A 16,624-nucleotide genomic window follows, 5' to 3' on the forward strand; every position below is an offset into this window, starting at 1 on the left:
CCCGTGCCCGGGCGTGTTGCCGCTCGCCGCCGGTGCGCTGCGCCGATGGCAGGATGCAGGTGGTTTCGCCGTACGCGAACACGTGCGCGCGGTGCCCCCGGCTGGAGCACTTGACCGGGACCGGTGCCCGGCGGGTCGCGGACCTGCAGCGGCCTGGTGCGCCCCGGACGTGCGCGCGGTGCTGCGGGAAGCGGGATCCGGCCGCTGCGCCGGGCAGCTCACGGTACCGCTGGGGCGGTGACCGAACTCGACGCCGAGCAGCACCAGTTGCGGCTGACCGGGCCCGCGCTGCGCTGATACCGGCCCGCGGTCGGTGCCGCAGCTCGCGCGCGGTAGAACCGGGGCATGCGCGTGCGCTCGCTTGCCCGGCAGGACCTGCTGACCGAACTGGCCGACCGGATCGACGCGGCGGGCGGCACGCGGCTGCGGGTGGCCGTCGACGGTGCTTCCGGCCTCGGCACCGGCGAACTGGCCGATGAGCTGGTCGCGCCGCTGCGCACGCGCGGACGGGAGACCGTGCGCGTGCGGATGCGCGACTACCTGCGCTCCGCGTCGCTGCGACTGGAGTTCGGGCAGCAGGACCCGGAGTCGTACTACAGCGGCTGGTTCGACCTCGCCGGACTGCAGCGGGAGGTGCTCGATCCGGCAGCCGAGGGCGGTCGCGGCACGGTGCTACCGGCGCTGTGGGACGCCGAGCGCGACCGCTCACCCCGGATGGCGCGGGTTCCGCTGCCGCCGCGCGGCGTGGTCCTGGTGGACGGGCCGCTGCTGCTCGGCGCCGGACTGCCGTTCGACTTCGCGGTGCACCTGGGAGTACCGGACGCGGCCTTGCCCAAGCGGGTGCCGGACGACGAGCAGTGGACCCTGCCCGCACTGCACCGCTACGGGGCCGAGGTGCTGCCGGAACGCTGCGTCGACGTGGCGGTGCGCGTGGACCGCAGCGAGCGCCCCGCCGTCATCGACGCGCTTTGAACCACCGGGCCGATACCACCGGGGCGCCCCGCAACCTCAGAAATCGCCCCACCGTGCGGTCTGCCACGGGAGCGCCTCGGGCCGCTGCCCGGTGCGGACGAACTCGTCGAGGGCGCTGCGCAGCTGCCGCAACGGCAGCACCGCGTCGCGGGGGAACTGCAACGCGCTGCCCGCGTCGAAGTGCAGCCGCGGCGCCTCGGCCACGGGTTGCGCGTTCTGCGGCTGCCAGGAAGCCAGCTCGCCGTCCTCGAGCTCCTCGGTGTAGTTGAGCGCACCGACCTCCGCATCGGTGTCCACGACCACGCGGAGCTGCACGCCCGGTGCCGGGCCGTCCTCGTCCTCGTACGGCCGGTCCCACACGTACAGGTGCCGCGCCCGCGGTCCCGGAGTGCTGAGCACCTGGTCGACCAGGGAGGCCTTGTCGGCCGAGGTGTGCGCGTAGTGCCGCCCGCCGTCGACGACCGCGGTCGTGACCGTCACGTCCAGTTCGGTGTTGCGGGCACCGGTGGCTTCGGCCCGCAGCCCGAGCAGCGAGTCCCGCGCCTCGTGCATCGCGCGCAGCGCTGCGCCCTGGTGGAAGACGAGATGACCCCAGTACGGGTGACCCATGACCTTGTTCAGGTCGTCGTAGACGGCCTGCGTCGTCTCGATCAACTTGTCCACCGCGTCAAGCGGAACGTCGGCGAGCCGCGCGAACACCACGGCCGGGGCGTCCGACCCGCCTGCGGGGTTGTCGTTGGCGAACTCGTTGTCTGCTGACGGATTCGACATGTTCTCCGCAATCACTCCCGGTCGGTGGCGGCCCTTCCCCAGCGCGTCCGAGTATCGCTGGCCACACGCGGTAATGAGGCTGCGTCCGCGACACCAGCCGGGCGCAGGTTACCGCGCGTCGCCTGATCACCCCGAACCGCCACCGCTCAACTGGCTCGTCCGTCGACCAGCCCCATGATCGAGGTGGCGCTCGGCGGCAGGTTGCGCGATGCGGTCAGCAGCGCCCGAGCGAGCAGGTCCGCATCGTCGAGCCCGCTGCGCTGCAGCGTCTTGCGCGGCAGGCTCAGCGCGGACAGGGCCACCCCCAGCATGCCCGCATCCAGCAGGGCCGCTGCTGGGCGGCTGAACTGCTGGTCCACCTCGGCGTGCAGGGCCACCGCGGTGTCCGCGTTGGCCTCGGCCATGTCGCCGAGGGCGGCGCTGACGTCCGCGTCGCGCACGGCTTCGAGGTGCAGTTCGAACAGCGCGAGGAACCGGCTGCGCGCACCGGTGGTCATGCGCCGCAGCATCGAGGCGTACAGGGCGGTGATGTCGTCGGGCGCGAGTCCGGCCGGCGCGGTCTCCCGCAGCTGCCGCATCGCCGCCGCGTGCTCGGCGGCGACGTGCTCCGCCACGGCGCGCAGCAGCGCGCTGCGCGCGACGTAGTAGTTCTTGGCGGTGCCTTCGGGAAAGCCCGCTTCACGGTCGACCGCCCGGTGGGTCAGTCCCCGGCCACCGTCGCGGGCGAGCACCGCGATCGCGGCTTCGGCGAGCGCTGCTCTGCGGTTGCCTCGGTGCGACATGGATACCCCCGGCCGGAGCTGATCGACTTCTCCCCGCGCGAGGATATCCCGGATGCCGCGCAGCTCGGCGCACTGGGATCTCGTCGACCGGGGCGGGCCGCTGCTGCACATCGCCACCGGCACCGTCATCCCCGACGCGTTCAGCCAGCCCCCGGGGGGAAGGCGGGATCTTCAACATCCCGGCCGTGGCCGTGGTGCTGCTGGCCATGTTCCTGCTGCTCGGCGGCGCGCGGGAGAGCGCACGGGTGAACGCCGTCATGGTCGTGGTCAAAGTGGCCACGCTGCTGGTGTTCTGCGGCGTGGCCTTCCTCGCGGTGCGCGCGCAGAACTACGCGCCCTTCGCACCACTGGGCCTGTCCGGGGTGAGCGCGGCGGGGGCGACGCTGTTCTTCTCCTGCATCGGTTTCGACGCCGCCTCCACGGCGGGCGAGGAAGCCCGCAACGCCGAGCGCGACCTGCCCCGCGCGCGATCACCCTGTCGCTGGTGATCGTCACCGCGCTGTACTGCCTCGCCGGGCTCGCCGCGGTCGGTGCCGTGCCGTGGACCGACTTCGCCGGCGGCGAGGCGGTGCTCAGCCAGGTGCTGGCGAGCCCCACGGGTGCGGGAGCGCTGCGGTCGGCGGTGCTGGCGCTCGGTGCGCTGGTGGCGGCGGAACGCGGTACCGCCATCGCCTACGGCTATCCCGAGCGGGACGGGGAGCAGGTGTACAACGCGGTCCGGATCGTCGACGAAGGCGGTCACGAAGTGGCCCACTACCGCAAGACCCACCTCTTCGGGCAGTTCGAGCGCACCTGGTTCGCACCGGGAACCACTGCGCTGGTGCAGGCCGATCTGCGCGGAGTCCGAATCGGACTGCTGATCTGCTACGACGTGGAGTTCCCCGAGATGGTGCGCGCCCACGCGCTCGCCGGCACCGAACTGCTCGTCGTTCCCACCGCCCTCGCCCGCCCACACGAGTTCGTCGCCGAAACCGTCGTTCCCGCACGCGCTTTCGAAAGCCAGCTCTACCTCGCCTACGTGAACCGGTGCGGCGGGGAGAACGCGAGCACCTACTGCGGGCGCAGCGTGCTGGTCTCGCCCGAAGGCGCCGAGGTGGTCCGCGCCGGCGCCGAACCGCAGCTGCTCACCGCCGAGGTCGACCCGGCCGCGCTGACCGCAGCCCGCGCGAACAACACGCACCTCGCCGACCGGCAGCCGCACCACTACGTGGGTGTGGCGCCGGCGCCCCGCCCGTGACCCCGCAACACCAGGAGATTGCGAGCGTGTACTCCAGTCCCGCTGCGCCCGGCGCGCAGGAACCGATCACGATGCTGTGCCCCGACTTCCCCTTCCCCTACGACGACTACCTGGCGCACCCGGCGGGTTTGGGATCCGTGCCCGCCGAGCGCCACGGCACCGAGGTCGCCGTGATCGGCGGCGGCCTGTCCGGCATCATCACCGCCTACGAACTCATGAGAACCGGGCTGCAACCGGTCGTGTACGAAGCCGACGAGATCGGCGGACGCATGCGCAGCGTTGCACTGCCCGGCTGCCCGGAGGACGTGGTCGCCGAAATGGGGGCGATGCGCTTTCCGGCCTCGGCCACGGCGCTGTTCCACTACATCGACGAGGTCGGCCTGGAAACCGCACCGTTCCCGAACCCGTTGAGCCCCGGCGCCCGCAGCACGGTGATCGACCTCAAAGGACACTCGCACTACGCCCGCACCCTGGAGGACCTGCCGGCGGTGTTCTCCGAGGTCTCCCGCGCGTGGGAGCGCACCCTGCGCGACCGCGCCCAGCTGGCCGAGGTGCAGGACGCGATCCGCAGACGGGACACCGCGCGGATCAAGGAGCTCTGGAACCGCCTCGTGGTCGAGCTGGACGACCAGTCCTTCTACGGCTTCCTCAGCACCTCACCGGAGTTCGCCTCGTTCACGCACCGCGAAATCTTCGGCCAGGTCGGTTTCGGCACCGGCGGCTGGGACACCGACTTCCCGAACTCGATGCTGGAAATCCTGCGCGTGGTCTACACCGGTGCGGACGAGGACCACCTGAGCATCATCGGCGGGTGCCAGCAGCTGCCGCAGCGGCTGTGGCGGCACGAGCCGGACAAGCCGGTGCACTGGCAACGCGGAACGAGCCTGCGCTCGCTGCACGGCGGAGTTCCGCGCCCCGCGGTCACGGAACTGCGCCGGCAGGGGGCCGGCCCCATCGCCGTCACCGACACCTCGGGGGAAACGGCGCACTTTGACGCCGCCGTGTTCACCGGGCAGAGCTGGATGCTGCTGAACAAGATCGCCTGCGACGAGTCGCTGCTGCCCATGCAGCAGTGGACGGCGATCGAGCGGACCCACTACATGGAGTCGTCGAAGACGTTCGTCCCGGTCGACCGTCCCTTCTGGAAGGACGCGGATCCGCGCACCGGACGCGACGTGCTCAGCACCACGCTCACCGACCGCATGACGCGCAGCACCTATCCCCTGGACTTCGGCGCGGACCGGCCCGCTGCGCTGTGCCTGTCGTACACCTGGTGCGACGACTCGTTGAAGTGGCTGCCGCTGCCGGCGGCGGAGCGGATGTCGATCATGCTCGGCTCCCTGGGGGAGATCTATCCGGAGGTCGACATCCGCGAGCACATCATCGGCGATCCGGTGACCGTCTCGTGGGAGGACGAGCCCTACTTCACGGGCGCGTTCAAGGCGAACCTGCCCGGGCACTACCGGTATCAGCGGCGCCTGTTCACGCACTTCGCGCAGGACGACCTCGCCGAGCACCACCGCGGATTCTTCCTCGCCGGCGACGACGTGTCCTGGACGGCGGGCTGGGCCGAAGGCGCCGTGCACACCGCGCTGAACGCGGTGTGGGGCGTGCTGCACCACTTCGGCGGCGGCACGGACGGCACCAATCCCGGTCCCGGTGACGAGTTCGCACGCCTCGCACCGGTGGAACTGCCGGATGCGCTGCCGCCCGCGAACCCCGCAGAACTCTGACCCGCCATTCCCCCGGGCAAACGGGAAAGCACCCGCGGCGCGCGTTGCTCGGGCGGCGACGGAACGAGTGGTTGCACCGCAGATGAAGCAACCGTAGGACGCCCGGGCGCGGGTGGCGCCGCGGCGCGGCTGGGGATCATTCCCAGCCGTGCCGTTCGGCCAGGTCTCCGATGCAGCGCAGCTGGGCGGAGCGTTCGGCCGCGAGCTGCTGCTCGGGGTCGACGGCCTCGTCGGCGTCCTGCGACAGCAGCGCGAGCGTCTCGCGCAGCGCCGTTTCCGGAAGCCGGCAGGCCGTGCTCACCATCCGATCCACTTCGCCGTCGAACTGCTCGATCGGCACGACGGTGTTCACCAGGCCGATGCGCTCGGCCTCGTGTGCGGACACCTCCCGTCCGGTGACGCACAGCTCGACGGCCCGCGCGTAGCCCACGGTCTGCACCAGCGGACGGGTCCCACCGAGATCCGGTACGAGCCCCAGCTCCGTTTCGTCCACCCGCAGCCGCGCCCGCTCCGACACGATGCGCAGGTCGCACGCCAACGCCAGTTGCAACCCCGCTCCCACGGCGGGGCCGTCCATCGCGGCGATGGTCAGCCGCTCGGGATCATGCAACCACGTGAAACCCTGCTGCGCCGTTTCGATCTCCCCGTCGGCCAGTTCCGTGGGGCGACGCACGAGGTCCGCGAGCCCCGACATGCCGTCGACCGCGTCCTCGTCGAGCAGCCGCTGGTCGAGGCCTGCGGAGAACACGCCTCCGGTGCCGCGCACCACCACCACGCGGATCGCCGGATCCAGATGCGCACCGACCTCCCGCAGCGCCCGCCAGGTCAGCGGGGTCTGCGCGTTGCGCGTTTCCGGCCGATTCAGGGTGACCGTGGCGTGCCGCTGCTGCACGGCCAGGTCAACCCCGGCCCGCGCCAACAGCTCGGTGTCCATTTCCGTCTTCGGCACCGGCCGCCTCCGTCAGGGTGGCCGGGTCGTGTGCGCAGCACGCCCGGGCACGAACTGAGCGGCCACGCCCGAGAACGACCGGGCGTGGCCGCCGTTCACTTCTTTTTGGACCGCGTCGCACCGCCCCGGCCGCGAAGCTGCACGCCGGATTCCGTCAACACCCGGTGCACGAACCCGTACGACCGTCCGGTGGATTCGGCCAGGGCGCGGATGCTCGCTCCCTTCTCGTACTTCTTTCTCAGGTCAGCGGCAAGTTTGTCGCGTGCGCTTCCCGTGATGCGCGCGCCTTTCTTCAGCTCAGTCACAGTGTCCCCGCCTTCCCTCCGAGCAGGTCGGGCCTCGCGACCCCTGTCAGCGCAATGATCGAACAGGAAAAGCGCGAACGCCAGGTGATCATGAAAAAAAGATCGGCCAATAGTTGAAATCGGGGGCTTCCGATCACCGGAACGCACTAGGCCATCCGGCGGCACAGCAACGGTGCGTACTCAAGTGACGACCCGTTTCACACTCGCCCAAGCGACAAGCCCACCTACACGGGTGATCTTTGCGCGATCACACGCCAAGATCCTTGACACGCCGGTCCAAGGGCGCGCATTCGGCGAGTTCCGGCATGATCCGCCCGCGAAAAAGTGGCATTCACCACGACCGAGGGGATCACCGGCACTCATCCGGAACACCGCACCGCGCGCGGCGGTGCGGAGGCGGATCAGTGCAGTTGGACCAGGTCGAGGTACTCCTCCGACCAGTGGTCCTCGCTGCCGTCCGGCAGCAGGATCACGCGTTCCGGCTGCAGCGCCTCGACCGCGCCGGGATCGTGGGTGACGAGCACGACCGCACCCGTGTACGCGCGCAGCGAAGCCAGCACCTGCTCGCGGCTGGCCGGGTCGAGGTTGTTGGTCGGCTCGTCGAGCAGCAGCACGTTCGCGGCGCTGGAAACCAGGCCGGCCAGGGACAACCGGGTCTTCTCACCACCGGAGAGCGAACCGGCGGGCTGCTGCAGCTGCTCGCCGCGGAGCAGGAACGCGCCGAGCAGGTTGCGCAGCTCCTGCTCCGAGGTGTCCGGAGCGGCGGTGCGGATGTTGTCCCACACCGAGGCGTCCGGATCCAACGTTTCGTGCTCCTGCGCGAAGTAACCGGTGCGCAGCCCGTACCCGGATTCGACCTGGCCGGAGTCGGGGAGCTCCTTGCCCGCCAGCAGCCGCAGCAGCGTGGTCTTGCCCGCACCGTTGAGGCCGAGCACGACGACCCGGCTACCGCGGTCCACGGCCAGGTCGACGCCGCTGAAAATCTCCAACGAACCGAAGGACTTCGTCAGGCCCGACGCGCGCAGCGGTGTGCTGCCGCACTTGGCCGGTTCGGGGAACCGGATGTTCGCGATCTTCTCGCCGGGGCCTTCGGCTTCGGTCTCCTCCAGCATCTGCTCGGCGCGCCGCGCCATGTTCTTGGCCGCGACGGCCTTGGTGGCCTTCGCCCCCAGCTTGTCGGCCTGCGCCTTGAGCGTCGCTGCCTTCTTCTCGGCGTTCGCGCGTTCGCGGCGGCGGCGCTGCTCGTCGGTGGCGCGCGCCTCCTGGTAGCGCCGCCAGTTCATGTTGTAGACGTCGGCCTCGCCGCGCATCGGGTCGAGGTACCAAACCTTGTTGATGACGTCGTCGAGCAGCTCCACGTCGTGGCTGATGACCACCAGCCCGCCCTCGTGGCCCTTGAGGAACTCGCGCAGCCAGCTCAGCGAGTCCGCGTCGAGGTGGTTGGTGGGCTCGTCGAGCAGCAGGGTCGTGGTCGAACGTCCGCCCGGTCCGGCTTCGGCCGCGGCGAAGAGAATGCGTGCCAGCTCGACGCGACGGCGCTGCCCACCGGAGAGCGTGCTCAGCGGCTGGTCGAGGACGCGCTGCTCCAAGCCGAGGTTGCCGCAGATGCGGCCGGCTTCCGCTTCCGCGGCGTAACCGCCGCGCGCGGCGAAGCGCTCCTCCAGCCGGCCGTACTTCGCGACGGCCTTGTCCCGCTCCCGTTCGTCAGCGAGCTCGGCCATGGCCGACTGCGCCTTCTCCATCTCCCGCAGCAGCTGGTCCAGACCGCGGGCCGACAGCACCCGGTTCTTGGCGGTGACGCGCAGATCCCCTTCCCGCGGGTCCTGCGGCAGGTAGCCGATCTCGCCGCTGCGCTGCAGCGTGCCGCCGTAGGGCTCTTCCTCGCCGGCGAGGACGCGCAGCGTGGTGGTCTTGCCCGCGCCGTTCCGGCCGACCAAGCCGATCCGGTCGCCGGGCTGCACGCGCAACGTGGCGTCGGACAGCAGGATGCGCGAGCCCGCGCGCAGCTCCAGGCCGCTGGCAGAAATCAACAAAAGCTCCGGGAAAAGTCGTGGTCAAGTACGAACGATCGGCGAAAGCGAGCAACCGCGCGGACAGCGGTCAACCCACGTCTGCGGGGCTCTTCACCACTGCTCTCGACCTGCGGACCACGGACCGAGTGTACCCGTCGAGGCGCCACACCGTTGATCCGGGCGGAAACCGCGGTGCTCACACCTCGTGCACCTCGATCTCCACCGCCACCGCCCGCCGGGCCGCCTCGTCGAGGACCGCGCGGCGCGGTTCGCCCACGTCGAGCAGGCGCGGCTCGGCCCGCGCGAACAGGTCGGCCAGGCGCCGATCGGCGGCCAGCTCGTCCAGCGCGCCGCGGTCACCGCCGAGCACCACGCCGTCGAGCCTCGGCAGCTCCGGCACGAGCGTGCTGGCCACGGCCTCGGTGGCCGCCCGCAGCGCTTCGCGGGCCTGCCCGGCGCGGCGGCGCGCGTAGCGCTGCTGCGACCAACCGCCCGCTTTCGTCCTGCCCTGCACCCGGTGGCGGTCGGTGCTGGAGCGCACGACGCGCCCGCCGTCGGCGATGCCGATGCTGTGCGCGCCGCGACGCACCAGTACCAGCCCGATCCGGCGGTCGCGGCGCAGGTGCTCCACGAGCGCGGAGATGCCCAACCCGGCCACCGCGCCGTGCGGGCCGGGCAGCGGGCCGAACGGCACGGCCACCGCGGCGGTGGAGCCGTCGACCGCGGTCACCGTCACCCGCTCGGCGCTGCGCTCGGTGCGCTGGACGCCGCCGTGCCGCTCGGCGAAGCGGTCGAACCAGCGCGCGACCCGTTCGGGCTCGACCTCGACCGCCCGCCCGCCCCCGCCCAGCTCACGCACCCTCGCCACGAGACCTCCTCTGCCGCTTCACCGCGTTCACGCGTGGAGGCGGTCACTGCGGAAAGGCCGCTCAAAGCACGAAGGCGTCGTTCCAGAGTTGCGTGGTCCGCCCGGACAACGACTCCAGCAGCGCGGCGGCCTGGTCATCGGTCAGCGAGGCGACGAAGTCGAGCACCGCGCGGCCGCGGGCCATCCGCTCGACGGTCTCCGCGCGCTCGGCGGCCGTCCCCGCTCGCGCAGCTTCGTCGCTGAGCTGCTGGTACACGTCCCACAGTTCGGTGGTCTCCTGCCGGGCGAGGTCGAACAGGTCGCGCAGCCGGTGCGGCAGCCGGGCCACCTCGCTGCGGTCGATGACCCAGTTGTCCAGCGCCTCGACCAGTTTGCTCAGCAGCCGGTCCTGGCCGCGCTGGTGCAGCGCGAGGTCCGGGCGCTGCAGCACGAACCGGCGGTGGACGAACTTCAGCACCTGCACCTCGTGCCACTGCTCGGGTGCCAGCAGCACGTGCCCGGAGCGGGTGGAGGGCTTCTCCTCGACCTCGACGCCTTCGACCAGCCGGCGGGTCCACTCGCCGGAGAACTCGGCGACCGCCCGCTCAGCCTGCTGGGAGCGGTCGAACGGTGTCCACAGCAGACTGCGGACCAGCTTGTCCCGCACGCGTTTGACCGCGTTGACGAAGGCCTCGTCGCTGGCGATCCACGCGTCCTTGTCGCGGATGCGGCGGCGCAGCGCCTCCAGGGAGGCGCCCGGCCGCTGCTCGTTCTCCGCGAGCTCCGCGTCGGCGACGCCGGCGAACATCAGGGAATCGCCCAACCACTGGGTCAGTTCGCTGTCGACGTTCGCACCCTGCAGCACTCCCACGCGGTGGAAGTCCTCGAGGTCGTGGATCGCGTAGGCGATGTCGTCCGCGGTGTCCATGATGGACGCTTCGACGGTCTGCTGCCAGTGCTCCAGCTCGTCGAACGGAGCCCGCGCGTGCCGCAGGTCCGCGAGTTCGCTGAGGTAGCCGGAGAACTTCACCGAACCCGTTCCCGCGGCGTCCGCCGGTTCCGAGGCGCCGCGCGGCGGGCCGGCCACCCCGCGCGGATCCGGCGCCTCGGGATGCGGCACCCGCGTCCACGGGTACTTCAGCAGCGCCGCGCGCACCGCCGCGGTCAGGTCCAGGCCGCTGCCGCCGGTGCCGTGCACGTCGATCCGCGTGACCACGCGGTAGCTCTGGGCGTTGCCTTCGAAACCGTCCACCAGCCCGAACCGGTGGCGACCCAACCGGTCGAGCACGACCTCACCGAGATGCCCGAACGGCGGGTGCCCCAGGTCGTGGCCGAGCGCGGCCGCCTCGACCACGTCGAGGTCGCAGCCGCCGAGCCGGTCCAACGTGGTCGCGATCTCCTGCTCCGCCAGCAGGCGCTCTCCCACGGCGCGGGCCACCTGCGCCACCTTGAGGCTGTGCGTCAGGCGGTTGTGCAGCAGCAGACCGGGGCCGCCGGGGCTGACGACCTGCGTCACACCGCCGAGGCGGGCGAAGAACGCCGAAGTCGACACCCGGTCCCGGTCCGCGCGGAACGGACTGCCCGCCAGGTCCTCGGTCGAGGCCGCACTCGCGTTCCCCCCGAAGCGGCGAGCGCGGAGTTCGGAACGTGTCGGCATGGTGTCACGCTACCGGGAGCGCCGGCGCGCACCGGCCAGGGGCTGCGCACCGTGCCGGAGAGGCCATGATCTGATGCGGAGCGTGGTGGATGTCCTCGTCGCAGGCGCCGGCCCCGCGGGCCGTTCGGTAGCCGCGGCTTGCGCCGACACCGGACTTCAGGTCGCGCTCGTCGACCCCAACCCGCGGCGCGGCTGGCCGCACACCTACGCGGCCTGGAAGGCGGAACTGCCTCCCGCGCTGCCGGAAGCGGCCATCGCCGCGGCCATGCCCCGGGTCCGCGTGCACGGCACCGACTGGCACACCTGGCACGGCCCGTACGTGGTGCTCGACAACACCGTGCTGCGGGAGCACCTGCAACGCCCCGGCATCACCGAGGTCACCGGCCGCGTCGCCGGCGCCGAGCACGGACCGACCGGGTCGACGGTGCACCTGCGCGACGGGCGGTGCCTGGCCGCGGCCGCGGTCGTGGACGCGACCGGCGCGGCCCGCGTGCTCTGCGGCGGGCGACCGCCGCGCACTCCCGCGCAGCAAAGCGCCGTGGGCGTCGTGCTCGCGGCCGAACAGCTGCCGGACGGCGAGGACGCCGACGTGTTCATGGACTGGCGTCCGCCACCTGACAGCGACGGCGGCTGGCCCACCTTCCGCTACGCCGTGCACACCGGGCCGGGGCGCCTGCTCGTCGAGGAGACCGCGCTGGCGCGCCGGCCCGCGCTGCCGCTGGCGCTGCTGCGCCGACGGCTGGCCGGACGACTGGCGGCCGCGGGCGTCGACGTCGACCAGCGCCTCGCCGAGGAGCGCGTGCGGTTCCCGGTCGACGACCCGCTGCCCAAACCCGGGCGGGTGGTCCCGTTCGGCGCCGCGGCCGGCATGGTGCACCCGGCGAGCGGCTTCAGCGTGGCCACCTCGCTGCGCCGCGCACCGTGGCTGGCGGCGGCCATCAGCGCCGGGCTGGGCAGCGGACCGCAGCAGGCCGCCCGCGCCGCCTGGGCGATGCTGTGGCCACCGCGCCAGGTCGGTGCGCACCTGCTGCGGCGGCGGGCGCTGGACGCGATGCTGACGCTTCCGCCGCGCCTGGTGCCGGAGATGTTCGAAGCGTTCTTCACCTTGCCCCCGCGGCACCGCGCGGCGTTCCTCGCCGGCGACGGGGATCCCGTGCGCACCGCAACGGCGATGTCCGCGATGTTCCGGACCGCCCCCGGGCGGGTGCGGCGCCGCCTGGTGTGGGGCAGCGTGCGCCCGGGCCGCCCGGTCGCGCGGCACGGCTTCGGCCGCACCGGACCACACGAGTTGTAGCCGCGCCGCCGCGTTCGGTTGTGTCCATGGCCACAACCTGCCCGTGAGGACGGTGTTACGCACTGCTCAACCGCGCTAGGTTGGTCCGGAGTGGGAGGCGGACGTTCCTTCACCGCAGTGGAGGACTGACATGTCACGGAGCGGTTCGTGCACAGCACCGGCGAGACGATGTTCGCAGGCAGTGCGGACTCCGTGCGCGCGTTGCTCAACGCCGTGCGGTTCGGTTTCCAACCGGTCGTCAACGTCCGCACGGGTGCCATCGTCGCGGCGGAAGTGCTGTCCCGGCCGGCCAGCGGCAACGTGGGATCGCTGTTCCGCGCCGCGGCGCGGCAGCGCCGGCTCGCCGACCTCGACGTCGCGCTGGTGACCTCGGCGCTGGGCGTGGCCGCCGAGCACGAGGCGCACGTGCCGCTGCACGTCAACGTCTTCGCCGGCACCATCGTCGAGTCGACCGAGCAGGTGCTGGCGCTGCGCGATCACGTCCGCGCCACCGGACGGCACGAAGCCGACATCACCCTGGAGATCGGGCCGCCGTTCACCCGGCTGGACACCGACCGGTTCCTGGCTGCGGCGCAGCAGCTGCGCGAGGCGGGCTTCCGGCTCGCGCTGGACGACATGGGCAGCGGCGACGTCCCGCTGAAGGTGATCACCGACCTCGTCCCGGATCTGATCAAAGTGGACTCCTCCGTGGTCGCGGGAGTGCCCGACGATCCGCACCGGGTGGCGACGCTGGAAGCCCTGGCGCACCTGTGCCGCAGCATCGACGCGCGCCTGCACGCCGTCGGCGTGAGCTCCGAACGGCAACTCACCGCACTGCGGCACAACGGCGTGCGCATGGTCCAGGGCAACCTGCTCGGGCCCGCCGCCCGGCGGCCCCCGGCCACGCGCACGGTCCCCGGTGTGGCCGCGGAGGTCACCGATCCGGGCTCGACGCAGGTGCGCACGCTCGCCGCGGGCCCCCGCGTGTCCGAGTTCCTGGTTCCGGCCGTCACGCTGTCGCACGCGGTCCTCGCCGACGAGGTGCGCGAAGTCTTCGCCCAGCAGCCGGAGGTCAGCGGCGTCGTCCTCGTCGACGAGCACAACGCTCCGCAGTGGACGGTCGAGCGCAACCGCTTCCTGCTCGCCGTCACCGGCCCGTACGGGCACGCGCTGCACGCGAAACGACCCGCCTCCCGGCTGGCCGACGAACCGCGGGTGGTCACCACCGCCACCACGGCGATGGAGGCGCTGGGCCTGGTCACCGAATCCAGTCAGAACCGGATGTACGACGACGCGGTCGTCGTCGACGAGGACGGCCGCTGCCTCGGCGTGATCCAGGCCGGCGACCTGATCCGCGGCATGGCCGACCTGAAGGTCGAACAGGCCGCGACGCTGAACCCGCTGACGCGGCTGCCCGGGAGCGACGCGGTCGCCCGCGACGTGGCGCGCCGCATCGCCGCCGGCGAGGTGTTCACGGTCAGCTGGCTCGACGTGGACGGGTTCAAAGCCGTCAACGACGAGGTCGGGTTCTCCGCGGGCGATGAGCTGATCCGCGCCCTCGGGCGGGCGCTGACCGACGCCGCCACCGCGTTCGACTCGGTGGCCGTGGGCCACGTCGGCGGCGATGACTTCCTGCTCGTCGCCGATGTCGACGACGTCGTCGCCCTGTCCGAACGGGTGCTCGACCCGCCGCGGCGCATCGGGGACGTGGAAGTGGGCCTGTCCCTGGCGACCGTGGTGTGCACCCCGTCGACGGTCACGTCCTACGAACAGGCCTCGCAACGCCTGGCCCCGCTCAAGCACGAGGCCAAGTCGCTGTCCGGCTCCAGCTGGGTGCTCTCCCGCCCCGGCTCGGAGCAGGTCAACGTGCTGCGCGGCACGCCGAAGAACGGTTCGGAAGTGCCGCGGCAGAGCAACAAGCGCAGCGTGGACGAGAGCTTCGCCGGGGCGCTGCGGCGGACCGTGCGGGCCGCCGAGTCCGGCAGCGACCCGGGGTCTGCGGAAGATCCGTGACGACGGCGCATCGCTGCCGGGCACGACGACCACGCCGCCGGAGGCGATGCGCGCCCGCTCCACCGCGCGCAACGCGCACGACAGCGGCTCGGCCGGCGCCGCGTGCTGCGGTCGCAGTTCGGCCGAAGCGGACGCGCCCCGGCCTTGGCCCGGTACCATCGCGTGCTGGGCCATCGCTCCGTTGGATCCGCGGAACCGGTGCACACCGGCGTGCCGACCGGGCGTGTGAAATGGACCTCCCCGCTGATTAGCGCCGCGCTCACGAGGTACCCCGCGGGCATGACGACTGCGAGGACCGAGTCCGCGAACCACCGCATCGCGATCGCCACGGACGACGCCGGTGTCGCGCTCCGCGACCACCTCGCCGCGGCACTGCGGAACGACCCGCGGGTCAGCGAGGTGCACGACTTCGGAGTGCGCGACCGCAGCGACACCACCCCCTACCCGGTGCCGTGCATCCGGGCGGCCGAAGCAGTGCGCGACGGGCACGACGATCGGGCCGTCGTCCTCGGCGGGACCGGACTGGGCGAGGCGATCTCGGCGAACAAGGTGCGCGGGATCCGGGCGGCCGTGGCCACCGACCCGTTCTCCTTGGAGCGCTCGGTGCTGTCCAACAACTGCCAGGTGCTCGCGCTCGGCGAACGGGTGGTCGGTTTCCAGCTCGCTGAGCGCCTGGTCACCGACTGGCTCGGCTATCAGTTCGACCCGTCCTCCGCGTCCGCGGAGAAGATCGCGGTGATCACGAAATACGAGGAGACCGGCCGGCTGGAGTCTTGATCGTGCTGCTGCTGAGGCGGGCATCTTGACGGAGTTGGCCATACGGTCGAAAGGCTACTGGGGATATGACCAGGCGTTCCTTGAAGCGTGCCGTGACGAACTGACGTTGCACCCGGAAGAGCTGGAGGCGCGCCGGGGAGTCATCGCGGACAGCGGGGGCGAACCCGTGGGCTTCCACAGCTTGGAAGGGCAGCCGCCTGAAGGCGAGCTGGGCAGTCCGCGGACGCAATCCATCGGTCGAGGCCTGGGTAGCGTCGATTCCGGCAACTGACCAGTTCGTGACTGCCACGACGATCGCAGAGATCGAACGCGGTGTCGTCGCCAAGGAACGAACCGACGCGGCACAAGGCGGGGTCCTGCGCCGGTGGCTCGAGGAGCGCGTCTTGCCGGCATTCGCCGACCACGTACTGCCGTTCGACCTGCCAGCCGCGCGGATCCTTGCCACCTTTCGGTTCCCGAGCACGCACCGTTGGACGGCGTCCTCATCGCCCCCATCGCACAGGCGGCAGAGATGATCGTCGTGACGGGAAACACCAAACACTTCGAGCCCCTCGGCGTTTGCTGCCACAACCCATGGAGTCAGGTCGGGCATACGAGTTCGCGTCCGTAACGGGACGGCAACCGGACGCGGGGTCAGGTGATGAGGTCGACGCTGCAGCGAGCCCCGCTGGCTGCGGCGAGCTTGCCGTCTGCGGTGATCAGCGCGCCGTCGAGGCGTTCGGCCAGTGCGACGTACGCAGCGGCGTAGGACGTGATGTTGTCTTGGAGCTCCCAGATGCGCTGCAGCAGCAGGAGCCAGCGGCATGCGCCGAATGGGGAACTCCGCCAGATGCTGCAGGGCGGCGGGTACTGCGGCGTGCAGCACGGGGCTGCGGCGGGCCGTGCGGCGCAACGCGGAAACGACCTCAGCATCCACGTGGGCAGGGGCAACCAGGGCGTCGCCGGTGGCCAGGCGTGCCGCGACCGCGTCACGGCGAGGATCGTCGGCTGCGTAGAAGGCGGTCAGGACGGAAGCGTCGATCACGGCCAGGCTCACGACGCTTCGCGCACCTCCCGCACCGCGGCGGTCGCGTCGTCGACGGTGAGGCCGCTGCCCTGGGGTGGCCGGTAGGAGGCGACATAGCGCTCCGGGGCCACCGCCGGGTCTGCGGGAAGGGCCACCGTGGCCGCGATGGAACCGCCCACAATGATCCCGACCAGCAGCAGGAGCAGCCCGATCAGTCGTGGCCACGACGTGATCCGCTCCGTCCGCCCCTGCGGCGCCTGCCTCATCGACTCCCCCACTCCGACCCTTGG

Annotated in this window: 16 protein-coding genes and 1 pseudogene; 8 read left to right on the top strand and 9 right to left on the bottom strand. The window is 71.7% G+C overall.

What is annotated here, in order from left to right; all coding sequences use genetic code 11:
• Window positions 1-345: 345 nt before the first annotated feature.
• Window positions 346-972 (top strand): nucleoside/nucleotide kinase family protein, encoded by a 627-nt coding sequence (locus ACVGV2_RS13575; RefSeq protein WP_459162733.1) that lies wholly within the window; start codon window positions 346-348, stop codon window positions 970-972.
• A 36-nt stretch (window positions 973-1,008) separates the two neighbouring features.
• Here the strand turns inward: ACVGV2_RS13575 and ACVGV2_RS13580 are convergent, their stop codons facing one another.
• Entirely contained in the window at window positions 1,009-1,743 is a 735-nt protein-coding gene (locus ACVGV2_RS13580) for an Imm1 family immunity protein (protein WP_459162734.1), read from the bottom strand.
• A gap of 146 nt (window positions 1,744-1,889) precedes the next feature.
• On the bottom strand, window positions 1,890-2,525 hold the full coding sequence (locus tag ACVGV2_RS13585) for a TetR/AcrR family transcriptional regulator (protein WP_459162735.1): 636 nt from the start codon (window positions 2,523-2,525) through the stop codon (window positions 1,890-1,892).
• Between the two features lie 185 nt (window positions 2,526-2,710).
• Here ACVGV2_RS13585 and ACVGV2_RS13590 point away from each other — a divergent pair, with 185 nt between their 5' ends.
• From ACVGV2_RS13590 to ACVGV2_RS13600, 3 genes are all read left to right on the top strand, one after another.
• Window positions 2,711-3,013, top strand: a complete 303-nt coding sequence (locus ACVGV2_RS13590; RefSeq protein WP_459162736.1) for an amino acid permease — start codon at window positions 2,711-2,713, stop codon at window positions 3,011-3,013.
• 47 nt (window positions 3,014-3,060) lie between these two features.
• On the top strand, window positions 3,061-3,762 hold the full coding sequence (locus ACVGV2_RS13595) for a nitrilase-related carbon-nitrogen hydrolase (protein WP_459165988.1): 702 nt from the start codon (window positions 3,061-3,063) through the stop codon (window positions 3,760-3,762).
• 71 nt (window positions 3,763-3,833) lie between these two features.
• Window positions 3,834-5,495, top strand: coding sequence for a flavin monoamine oxidase family protein (locus ACVGV2_RS13600; protein WP_459165989.1), 1,662 nt, complete (start codon window positions 3,834-3,836; stop codon window positions 5,493-5,495).
• Window positions 5,496-5,631: 136 nt separating this feature from the next.
• Here the strand turns inward: ACVGV2_RS13600 and ACVGV2_RS13605 are convergent, their stop codons facing one another.
• The 5 genes from ACVGV2_RS13605 to ACVGV2_RS13625 all read right to left on the bottom strand — a co-directional run bounded on the left by ACVGV2_RS13605 (window position 5,632) and on the right by ACVGV2_RS13625 (window position 11,265).
• Window positions 5,632-6,444, bottom strand: coding sequence for an enoyl-CoA hydratase/isomerase family protein (locus ACVGV2_RS13605; protein ID WP_459162737.1), 813 nt, complete (start codon window positions 6,442-6,444; stop codon window positions 5,632-5,634).
• A 95-nt stretch (window positions 6,445-6,539) separates the two neighbouring features.
• On the bottom strand, window positions 6,540-6,749 hold the full coding sequence (locus ACVGV2_RS13610; protein ID WP_459156449.1) for a helix-turn-helix domain-containing protein: 210 nt from the start codon (window positions 6,747-6,749) through the stop codon (window positions 6,540-6,542).
• Between the two features lie 401 nt (window positions 6,750-7,150).
• Window positions 7,151-8,779 (bottom strand): ABC-F family ATP-binding cassette domain-containing protein, encoded by a 1,629-nt coding sequence (locus ACVGV2_RS13615; protein ID WP_459162738.1) that lies wholly within the window; start codon window positions 8,777-8,779, stop codon window positions 7,151-7,153.
• Window positions 8,780-8,957: 178 nt separating this feature from the next.
• Window positions 8,958-9,629, bottom strand: a complete 672-nt coding sequence (locus ACVGV2_RS13620) for an acVLRF1 family peptidyl-tRNA hydrolase (protein ID WP_459162739.1) — start codon at window positions 9,627-9,629, stop codon at window positions 8,958-8,960.
• A 61-nt stretch (window positions 9,630-9,690) separates the two neighbouring features.
• Window positions 9,691-11,265, bottom strand: coding sequence for a deoxyguanosinetriphosphate triphosphohydrolase family protein (locus ACVGV2_RS13625; RefSeq protein WP_459162740.1), 1,575 nt, complete (start codon window positions 11,263-11,265; stop codon window positions 9,691-9,693).
• 73 nt (window positions 11,266-11,338) lie between these two features.
• Between ACVGV2_RS13625 and ACVGV2_RS13630 the strand changes: the two genes are divergently transcribed.
• The 4 genes from ACVGV2_RS13630 (at window position 11,339) to ACVGV2_RS13645 (ending at window position 15,599) form a co-directional block, all read left to right on the top strand.
• Window positions 11,339-12,559, top strand: a complete 1,221-nt coding sequence (locus ACVGV2_RS13630) for a lycopene cyclase family protein (RefSeq protein ID WP_459162741.1) — start codon at window positions 11,339-11,341, stop codon at window positions 12,557-12,559.
• A 147-nt stretch (window positions 12,560-12,706) separates the two neighbouring features.
• The gene (locus tag ACVGV2_RS13635; protein ID WP_459162742.1) at window positions 12,707-14,551 is read left to right on the top strand and encodes an EAL domain-containing protein; all 1,845 of its coding nucleotides are present in this window, start codon (window positions 12,707-12,709) and stop codon (window positions 14,549-14,551) included.
• 279 nt (window positions 14,552-14,830) lie between these two features.
• Window positions 14,831-15,328 (top strand): RpiB/LacA/LacB family sugar-phosphate isomerase, encoded by a 498-nt coding sequence (locus ACVGV2_RS13640; protein ID WP_459162743.1) that lies wholly within the window; start codon window positions 14,831-14,833, stop codon window positions 15,326-15,328.
• A 25-nt stretch (window positions 15,329-15,353) separates the two neighbouring features.
• Window positions 15,354-15,599: a hypothetical protein gene (locus tag ACVGV2_RS13645; protein ID WP_459166093.1), complete on the top strand. Its 246-nt coding sequence runs from the start codon at window positions 15,354-15,356 to the stop codon at window positions 15,597-15,599.
• A 594-nt stretch (window positions 15,600-16,193) separates the two neighbouring features.
• Here the strand turns inward: ACVGV2_RS13645 and ACVGV2_RS13650 are convergent.
• Window positions 16,194-16,364, bottom strand: a pseudogene (locus ACVGV2_RS13650) (PIN domain-containing protein); the annotation flags it as partial.
• Window positions 16,361-16,600: a hypothetical protein gene (locus ACVGV2_RS13655; RefSeq protein WP_459162744.1), complete on the bottom strand. Its 240-nt coding sequence runs from the start codon at window positions 16,598-16,600 to the stop codon at window positions 16,361-16,363. The pseudogene ACVGV2_RS13650 and the gene ACVGV2_RS13655, both read right to left, overlap by 4 nt.
• Window positions 16,601-16,624 lie beyond the last annotated feature (24 nt).

The organism is Bounagaea algeriensis (assembly GCF_054491375.1).